This window comes from Streptococcus sp., from assembly GCF_041802885.1.
Lineage (GTDB): Bacteria > Bacillota > Bacilli > Lactobacillales > Streptococcaceae > Streptococcus.
In genome coordinates this window covers 38,160-46,196 of record NZ_JBHCHN010000035.1, presented here as the reverse complement: position 1 = coordinate 46,196, position 8,037 = coordinate 38,160, and the positions used below count along the sequence as shown (strand labels likewise).

The following is an 8,037-nucleotide window of genomic DNA, read 5'->3' as shown; positions in this document are numbered from 1 at the left end:
CCATTGACCGCATCATCTCTCCAGAAGGTATGGGGAAAAATGACTATATCCAGACCAGTCGCAACTTAGTAGTGGTAACAGCGCCTGGGCCTGGTTCCGGTAAGTTAGCAACCTGTATGTCCAACCTCTACCATGACCAAATTAATGGGGTCACATCTGGCTATGCCAAGTTTGAAACCTTCCCTGTTTGGAATCTGCCCCTTCACCACCCTGTAAACCTGGCTTATGAGGCTGCTACTGCTGATTTGGATGATGTCAATATGATTGACCCCTTCCACCTAGAAGCCTACGGCAAAACAACCGTCAATTACAACCGTGATATTGAGATTTTCCCTGTTCTCAAACGGATGCTGGAGCGCATCCTAGGCAAGTCCCCTTACGAATCACCAACGGATATGGGGGTCAATATGGTTGGCTTTGCCATTGTGGATAACGAGGCCGCCATCGAAGCCTCCAAGCAGGAAATCATCCGCCGCTATTACCAAACACTGGTCGAGTTTAAAGCGGAACGGGTTGCTGCTTCTGCTATCAAGAAAATTGAACTCCTGATGAATGACTTGGGTATCTCACCACAGGACCGAAAAGTGACTCTGGTTGCCCGTCAGAAGTCTGAAGACACAGGCAATCCTGCCCTGGCCCTGGAATTGCCAACTGGCCAAATCGTAACCGGTAAGACTTCCGAACTCTTTGGGCCGTCCGCTGCGGTAGTGGTCAACGCCATCAAGGCCCTGGCAGGGATTGACAAGGAAACCCTATTGATTGAGCCAGAGTACGTCAAACCTATCCAAAGCCTGAAAATCAATCACTTAGGCAACAAAAACCCCCGCCTCCATTCCAATGAATTGCTGATTGCACTAGCCATCACCGCCATGAACAATCAGGAGGCTGACCTAGCCATGAAACAACTTGGCAAGCTCAAGGGCAGCGAAGTCCATTCCACCGTCATCTTGCCAGAAGAAGTTAAAAATGTCTTCCGTAAACTGGGCATCCACGTGACCGTTGACCCCGTTTACCAGCACAAAAAACTGTATCATAAGTAAAACCAAGCCCGTAAGGGCTTTTTTTGAAACAGAAAAAGCCACAGGAAATCTTGCGACTTTTATATATATTTTGAAGCTTCACGGATGGTCAAGTTTAGACAGACCCTCACGATTTCGCTCAATAAAATCCCGAACCCAGTCCGGATTGGTTTTGGAATAATCCCGCAAACTCCAGCCCATGGCCTTATTGATGAAAAATTCCGTCTGGTGGAGGTTGTTGACTAGGATTTTCTCCAGCAAATCTGTCTTGGTCTTTTCTTTGCGAAGGAGTTGGTGGTCAATGGCCACACGACGCAGCCAAAGATTTTCATCTGTGGACCAGTCTAGCATGATTTGATCTAGGTCCGAGCTTGGAAATGCTATGTTTCCAATGGTTTTGTCCAGACTATCCACCGTATCCCACCAGGACTTGGTGACAACCAACTGGCGAAGCTTGGGAAGGTCCTCCAATGTCAGGTACTTTTGCAGGGCCCGCAGATAATCGGTGGCAAAAATCTGAAATTCCCGCTCAGGCAGGTCCCAAAGCTCAAAGACAAAGTCCCAATCGATGGATTTGTCGGCCTTGGAAAGCCGAATAAAGTCCTTCTGCAGCAGCTTTCTTTGAGGGCTGGGAATCCCTAAAAAGGGAAATTGGTTGCGCATATAGGCTTCCATCTGCGGAGCCCGCTCCCCATCCCTGGCCTGGTAAAAGCTAGTTAGAAGCCGATCCTTAATTTCCCTTGACAGCATAATATTGACCGCTTGGTGAGGCAAAATTAAAGTTTTTGAACGGTTGGTCTTGAATAGCACTTACTGTATCAGTTTCAGCTGCTACACGGGCATGGAGTCCCTCAATGTCTTCTGTTTCAAAGAGGACACTTGGCTGCATGTCGATGACTTGTGGTGACACTTGGCGAATAAATTCCTTTGCATAAACGGTAAAGGTTGCAGTGCTGTCCGCATGAGACTTCATGTCAAAGGTTTCAAATCCCATCACTTCTGATTCTGCAACAATGTCAAAACCGACAGCCTCCCAGAAAACTTTCTCAGCCGCCACATCATCTACATAAAGCATAACGCCTAAATTTTTTGAAAACATGTTTTTTCCTTATCTTTCTCTGAATTTCAAGCAAAGTATCCTTGCTCGTCTCATCTTACTACGTAATGATAGTTAAGTCAATCCAAAAATCTTATGATTCTTTCTTTGTAGTTTGATGTTCACCTGTCACATACATGGTGAAAATGGCCTTGGCCACCGCTTCTTGTCGCTGGTTGCTGATGGTCACTTCGATAATCTTGGTGGTCCGTCCATCGTGAACACAGATACCTTCGATGGTTAAAGCATCCTCCAAGCGACCTGCCCGCATGTAATTGATACTGGACTGCATGGTCACTGCATCAAAACCCGTTGAGATGGCTGTCAAACCTGCAACCTGATCGCACATGGTAAAGAGATAGCCGCCGTGGGCATTTCCATAGTAATTAAGGGAAGACTCCACTACCTTGGAGGAAACCACCACATGCCCCTGTTCAAAGAGGGCCATCTCATAGTTTTCAAACACCTTGATTTCATGCAAATAGTCATCAGTCATCATCATACCTTCTTTCTTCAAACAGTTCCCATTATAGCACTTTTGAAGAAAATAGGTAAAGAAAACACTGCAAATCTGCAGTGCTAAAACCTTATTTCTCAATGATTTCAGGACCTTCTGGTCTGCCGACAATGACCTTGGAAATGAGACCCATAAAGAGGCCATGCTCCACTACGCCGACTGTGCGATCCAGTTCCTCAGCCAATTTTTCCGCATCCTCGATGGCTTTCAAATCCAAATCGATGATGTAATTGACCTGGTCTGTAACAAAGACTTCCCCATCCTTCATCCGAAAACTTGGCTTGTAGCCCTTGGCCTCAAACTTGCGAAAGAGATTCTGAGCCCCATACTGGACTACCTCGACCGGCAGTTTGAAGGCGCCCAGCTGATGAACTAACTTGGACTCATCCACAATCCAGATGCAGTCCTTACTATTTGAAGCCACTACCTTTTCCATGAGCAGGGCCCCGCCCCCACCCTTGATGCCATTGAAGTTTCCATCCACCTCATCAGCACCATCGACGGTCAGGTCCACAAAGTCAACTTCATCGATAGATTTTAGGGGGATTCCCAGAGATTGAGCCTGGGCAGTTGTTCCACTGGAGGTGGTAACGCCAGTGATCTTGAGGCCCTCTTCCTTGATACGTCGGCCAATTTCTTCCACAAAGTAATAGGCAGTTGAGCCTGTACCCAGACCAACAATCATCCCATCCTTGACAAATTCTGCGGCCTTAACGCCAACCTGCTGCTTAAGATTAGACATGGAAATCCTCCTTGATTGATTTGAAAACTTTACAGGTATGATTATATCAAAAAATAGACTAAGTTCCTACAAAAAATAAAGAAAAGCCTGGAAAATCCAAACTTCTCTACTTAAAATTAAAGACCTTTCTAGCTAAAAAATCAGCCAGATTGGGGAAGAGGGTGTAGAACTTGTTGGTGGCTTCGAGGAGCCAGGGAAGGTTGATTTCTCGCTTCTTGGTCCCCATGGCCTGGACAATCTTGCTGGCCACTTTTTCAGGCGAAATCATAAAGGCTTGAACGCTCTTTTGGTAAGTCCCATCTGGGTCTGCCAGGTCAAAAAAGCCTGTGTCAACTGGGCCTGGATTGACAGTCGTGACCGCCACATTGTAGGGCGCCAACTCGAGACGAATGGTATTGGAAAAACCCAAGGCCGCAAACTTAGTGGCCGAATAGATGGAAGACTTGGCTGACGCGATTTTACCAGACATGCTGACGATATTGATGATATGGCCTGCTTTGGCAGCTTTCATCTCCTTACCAACCAGGCGGCAAAAAGCCATGAGGGCAAAGAGATTGACATCGAACATGGCCCGCACCTGTTCCTCTGAGAATTTCTCAAAATCATCATAGATGGCATAGCCTGCATTGTTGACCAGGATATCAATCTTGCCATAGTCCTGATAGATTTTTTCCACCAAAGCTGCCAGGTCAGCAGCCTTGCTAATGTCGATTTCGTAGATGGCCTTCTTGGGATGGCTGGCATAGAGTTTTTCGATTTTCTGAGCGTCACGGCCCAATAAAATCAAAAAATCATCTTTTAGCAGGGGAACCATGGCCTGAGCAATCCCGCCCGAAGCTCCTGTAATGAGGATATGTCTCATACTTCTACCTCTTCCAAGTCCTTGACCACATGGACCGCTTCAAAAATACCAGCCGCATCCCGACGGAGCTGGCTAACATCCTTGGCTAAAAAGCGGGGACTGATATGGTTGAGAAGAAGGCGCTTGGCATTGGCCTCCTTGGCCACTTGAGCCGCTTCCATGTTGGTCGAATGCCCGTGCTTGCGGGCCATGACCTCATCTCCCTTGCCATAGGTGGACTCGTGGACCAGGATGTCTGCATTGACCCCTAGACGGACGCTGGCATGGCACTTGCGGCTATCGCCTAGGATGGTGACCACCTTTCCGGGACGCGGCGGAGAGAGATAGTCGCTGGCCATGATTTCCGTTCCATCTTCCAAGACCACGTTTTCCCCATTCTTGATTTTTCCAAAGAGGGGACCAAAGGGAACACCAGCTGCTTTCAATTTATCGGCATCCAGCGTGCCTTCTAAGTCTTTTTGCATCACCCGAAAACCAACACAGAAGGTCGTATGGTCCAGCTTGTCTGCATAGACAGAAAACTTGTCATTCTCAAAAATCAGGCCCAAGGACTTTTCATCAAACTCCTGGAAATGAATGCGGTAAGGCAGGCGGGACCCTGATACCTTGAGACTGGTCAAAACAAAGGTCTTGATGCCAACCGGGCCATAGATGGTAATGTCGGTCTGCTCATCGTTGGACTGAAAAGAGCGGCTAGCCAAAAAACCTGGCAAACCAAAAATATGGTCCCCATGCAAATGGGTGATGAAAATCTTTGAAATCTTGCGGGGTCGAATAGTCGTTTCCAAAATTCGATTCTGTGTTCCTTCGCCACAGTCAAAAAGCCAGATTTCATTGAGTTCGTCCAGCAGCTTGAGGGCCAAACTGGATACATTGCGGGACTTGGAGGGCTGACCAGCCCCCGTCCCTAAAAATTGAATAAACATAATCTCTTACTTTCTAATATAAAGGATGGCCTGACGGCCAGACCAGGCATAGTAGACTTGGCCAGGATAGGCCTCTGCTGCTTCCAAAACTTCATCCTGATTGAGGCCTGCAATCCTAATCCAATCCGCACTTTCTGCCAGCTGGGTCAGTAAAAATCTTTCCTGCTCCTTCTCTTGCCAGTCTTGATGTTCCAAGCTCACTTGTTCTGCAAAAATCTTCTCATCCTTTTGATAGGTGAGCAAATGGGGGAAAATCTGAGCCAGCTCAAAGAGAAGACTGCTGTCCCATTCCTCCCCTTTTTCTGGGAAAATCTGGGCCAGTCCAGCTTTATTGACATAGGCAAAGCCAAAGGATTTACCCGAAAGATTGAGGCGGATAAAGGGCTTCTTCTCTGCAAAACTGGGTTCAGTCTGAATAAGCTTTAAGGACTTGGATAGGTCCAGAAAATAGGCCGTTGCAGCCTGCGGATTCTGCTTTTGATAGATTTCTGCAAAATAGGCATTGATGACCGAAGGCGGCGGGGTGATATAGGCCAGCTGCTGCTCAGGAGTCAGGGTGGATAGGAGCCCCTCCAAATAGACTTTGTCCAAACTGGTGAAGCCGCCGTAGTCCAGGGCCAATGTTAGCATGTCACTCATAAGAATTCATCCAACTTCCATTTCATATTTTCTGCGATATAACCAGAGACAATTTCCTTGTCATCGCTGCATTCCCTTTTTTCAATCAGAGAAATTTTGGCCAAGTCATGCAGACGATAGGACTCAGACAGGGGCACTTTTACCTCAAAAGGAACGAACATGGTTTTGATTTTTGCCAACATCATCATCTGGATATGGGCACGCGCATCCGGGTCCTTGGCTGAAATCATGACATGGGGAAACTGGGTGGGATGGAAATCATCGCCCACCATATCCAGCTTGTTATAGAGGGCCAGGCGCGGAATGTCCAACATGTCCAAGTCCTTGAGGATATCTAAAACGACCTCTTCTTGTTCAGCGTGGTTGGGGTCGGAGGCATCGATAACATGGAGAAGAAGGTCCACATTCATGGATTCTTCAAGGGTAGACTTAAAGGCTGAAATCAGCTCCGTCGGCAGGTCTTGGATAAAACCAACCGTATCCGTCAAGGTTACCTGAAACTTGTCTGCCAGATGAATCTGCTTGGTGGTGGCATCCAGAGTAGCGAAGAGTTCATCGGCCTCATACTGCTCCTTGTCGGTCATGGCATTCATAATGGTGGACTTGCCAGCGTTGGTATAGCCAATCAGACCAATCTTGAAAATTCCTGATTGGACACGGCGCTCCCGAATGGTAGCCCGATTTTTCTCAACAGTCTTCAGCTGGCGCTCAATATCGTGAATCTGGTTGCGGATACTGCGGCGGTTGAGTTCCAGCTGGCTTTCACCTGGACCGCGGGAGCCAATTCCACCGGCTTGACGACTGAGCATGATTCCCTGACCAACTAAGCGGGGCAGCATATATTTGAGCTGGGCCAGGTGGACTTGGAGCTTGCCTTCGTGACTACAGGCCCGCATGGCAAAAATATCCAAAATCAGCTGCATGCGGTCAATAACCTTGATACCCAAAGCCGCTTCCAGATTGGCATTTTGCCGAGAGGTCAACCGATTATTAACGATTACGGTGTCAATCTCATCCGCCTCCACCATGAGGCCAATTTCTTCCAGCTTTCCTGAACCGACAAAGGTCTTGCTATCGTATTTTTCCCTTTTTTGGGTATAGGTCCCCTTGACAATGGCCCCAGCAGTCTTGGCCAGACTGGCCAACTCTTCCATGGACATGGCAAAGTTATCTGTTCCTTGCAATTCAACACCAACCAGAAGGACTTTTTCTTCTTGTTTTTTGGTTTCAATCATTTAAAAATCCCTCCACTCGTGCAAAAATCTTCTCCTTAAAATCAGATTCAGAAATACTATAAAACTCAACATCCATGCGGTTGCGAAACCAGGTTAGCTGCCTTTTGGCAAAGCGGCGGGTGTTTTGTTTGACCTTGTCCACTGCATCATCCAAAGTTATCTCACCTGAAAAATAAGGGAAAAACTCCTTGTAACCAATGCCTCTGCTAGCCTGGGAATCTGGATAGTTCTGGTAAAGCCAGTCCACTTCTGCCAGAAGACCCGCCTCCATCATGGCATCGACCCGCTTGTTGATGCGGTCATAGAGGACTTCTCTCTCATCGGTCAGTCCCAGCAGCAATACTTCAAAGGGCTGGTCTTGATTGGTCAAATCCTGACCAAACTTGGCTAGCTCAAGAGCCCGGATGGCCCGCCGTCTGTTGAGCTGGGGAATGTCCACATTCGCTTCTGCCACAGCCGCAAAGAGCTGGTCATCTGTCCAGGTCTCTAGTTGGGCCCGGTAGGCCAGAAGGGCTTCTTGGTCCACTTGACCACCCAAATGATAGCCCTCCAAGAGACTCTGCAGATAGAGGCCAGTCCCCCCGACCAGGATGGGCAGGTGATGGCGGTCCGCAATTTCCTTGATTTTTTGCTGGGCCTCTTGGACAAAATCAAAGGCCGAATAGCCCTGGTCAACAGAGCGAACATCAATGAGATGATGGGGAGCCTGGGCCTGTTCCATCTCATTAACCTTGGCGGTACCGATGGAGAGTTCCTGATAGACCTGCTGGCTATCTCCAGAGATGATTTCACCTTTGAAGCGCTGGGCCAATTCAATGCCCAGGGCAGATTTTCCAACGGCCGTTGGACCAACCAGGACAATTATTTTAGTTTTCATCGTTTTTCCTTGAAAATTTCTGATTTTTTCGCTAGTATTATTATAACATAAGAAAAATGATTCCGATCTTCAGACTGATTTTCTGGCCCTTGGAAGCATTGAACCTTGATTTGGCTTTTTGCCC

Annotated in this window: 9 protein-coding genes and 1 pseudogene; 1 reads left to right on the top strand and 9 read right to left on the bottom strand. The window is 47.7% G+C overall.

All coding sequences use genetic code 11. The features are described 5' to 3' along the window. A partial coding sequence (locus ACEYCN_RS04895; protein ID WP_373713177.1) for a DUF1846 domain-containing protein occupies nt 1–1,040 on the top strand: 1,040 nt, incomplete at its 5' end. Between the two features lie 59 nt (nt 1,041–1,099). On the opposite strand, the pseudogene ACEYCN_RS04890 reads toward ACEYCN_RS04895, so the two are convergent. The 9 genes and pseudogenes from ACEYCN_RS04890 to miaA all read right to left on the bottom strand — a co-directional run bounded on the left by ACEYCN_RS04890 (nt 1,100) and on the right by miaA (nt 7,913). Beyond that, nucleotides 1,100–1,769 (bottom strand): annotated as a pseudogene (locus tag ACEYCN_RS04890) (DNA alkylation repair protein). Beyond that, nucleotides 1,750–2,118, bottom strand: coding sequence for a glyoxalase (locus ACEYCN_RS04885; RefSeq protein ID WP_373713176.1), 369 nt, complete (start codon nt 2,116–2,118; stop codon nt 1,750–1,752). The pseudogene ACEYCN_RS04890 and the gene ACEYCN_RS04885 overlap by 20 nt, the downstream one beginning before the upstream one ends. 91 nt (nt 2,119–2,209) lie before the next feature. After that, nucleotides 2,210–2,611 (bottom strand): PaaI family thioesterase, encoded by a 402-nt coding sequence (locus ACEYCN_RS04880; RefSeq protein ID WP_373713180.1) that lies wholly within the window; start codon nt 2,609–2,611, stop codon nt 2,210–2,212. Nucleotides 2,612–2,702: 91 nt separating this feature from the next. After that, the gene (rpiA, locus tag ACEYCN_RS04875) at nt 2,703–3,374 is read right to left on the bottom strand and encodes a ribose-5-phosphate isomerase RpiA (RefSeq protein ID WP_373713175.1); all 672 of its coding nucleotides are present in this window, start codon (nt 3,372–3,374) and stop codon (nt 2,703–2,705) included. A 106-nt stretch (nt 3,375–3,480) separates the two neighbouring features. Further along, nucleotides 3,481–4,236, bottom strand: coding sequence for an SDR family NAD(P)-dependent oxidoreductase (locus tag ACEYCN_RS04870; RefSeq protein WP_373713174.1), 756 nt, complete (start codon nt 4,234–4,236; stop codon nt 3,481–3,483). After that, nucleotides 4,233–5,162 (bottom strand): ribonuclease Z, encoded by a 930-nt coding sequence (gene rnz, locus ACEYCN_RS04865; protein ID WP_373713173.1) that lies wholly within the window; start codon nt 5,160–5,162, stop codon nt 4,233–4,235. The genes ACEYCN_RS04870 and rnz overlap by 4 nt, the downstream gene beginning before the upstream one ends. A gap of 6 nt (nt 5,163–5,168) precedes the next feature. Then, the gene (locus ACEYCN_RS04860) at nt 5,169–5,801 is read right to left on the bottom strand and encodes a cystathionine beta-lyase (protein ID WP_373713172.1); all 633 of its coding nucleotides are present in this window, start codon (nt 5,799–5,801) and stop codon (nt 5,169–5,171) included. Beyond that, a complete protein-coding gene (gene hflX, locus ACEYCN_RS04855; RefSeq protein ID WP_373713171.1) occupies nt 5,798–7,036 on the bottom strand; it encodes a GTPase HflX in 1,239 nt (412 codons plus the stop codon). Before hflX ends, ACEYCN_RS04860 begins: the two co-directional genes overlap by 4 nt. Next, entirely contained in the window at nt 7,029–7,913 is an 885-nt protein-coding gene (gene miaA, locus ACEYCN_RS04850) for a tRNA (adenosine(37)-N6)-dimethylallyltransferase MiaA (protein ID WP_373713170.1), read from the bottom strand. The genes hflX and miaA overlap by 8 nt, the downstream gene beginning before the upstream one ends. Nucleotides 7,914–8,037: the final 124 nt, after the last annotated feature.

Bases quoted from the DNA above. Each gene is read 5' to 3' on its own strand.
- ACEYCN_RS04885 (WP_373713176.1), bottom strand. From the start codon at position 2,118: ATGTTTTCAAAAAATTTAGGCGTTATGCTTTATGTAGATGATGTGGCG.
- ACEYCN_RS04880 (WP_373713180.1), bottom strand. From the start codon at position 2,611: ATGACTGATGACTATTTGCATGAAATCAAGGTGTTTGAAAACTATGAG.
- rpiA (WP_373713175.1), bottom strand. From the start codon at position 3,374: ATGTCTAATCTTAAGCAGCAGGTTGGCGTTAAGGCCGCAGAATTTGTC.
- ACEYCN_RS04870 (WP_373713174.1), bottom strand. From the start codon at position 4,236: ATGAGACATATCCTCATTACAGGAGCTTCGGGCGGGATTGCTCAGGCC.
- rnz (WP_373713173.1), bottom strand. From the start codon at position 5,162: ATGTTTATTCAATTTTTAGGGACGGGGGCTGGTCAGCCCTCCAAGTCC.
- ACEYCN_RS04860 (WP_373713172.1), bottom strand. From the start codon at position 5,801: ATGAGTGACATGCTAACATTGGCCCTGGACTACGGCGGCTTCACCAGT.
- hflX (WP_373713171.1), bottom strand. From the start codon at position 7,036: ATGATTGAAACCAAAAAACAAGAAGAAAAAGTCCTTCTGGTTGGTGTT.
- miaA (WP_373713170.1), bottom strand. From the start codon at position 7,913: ATGAAAACTAAAATAATTGTCCTGGTTGGTCCAACGGCCGTTGGAAAA.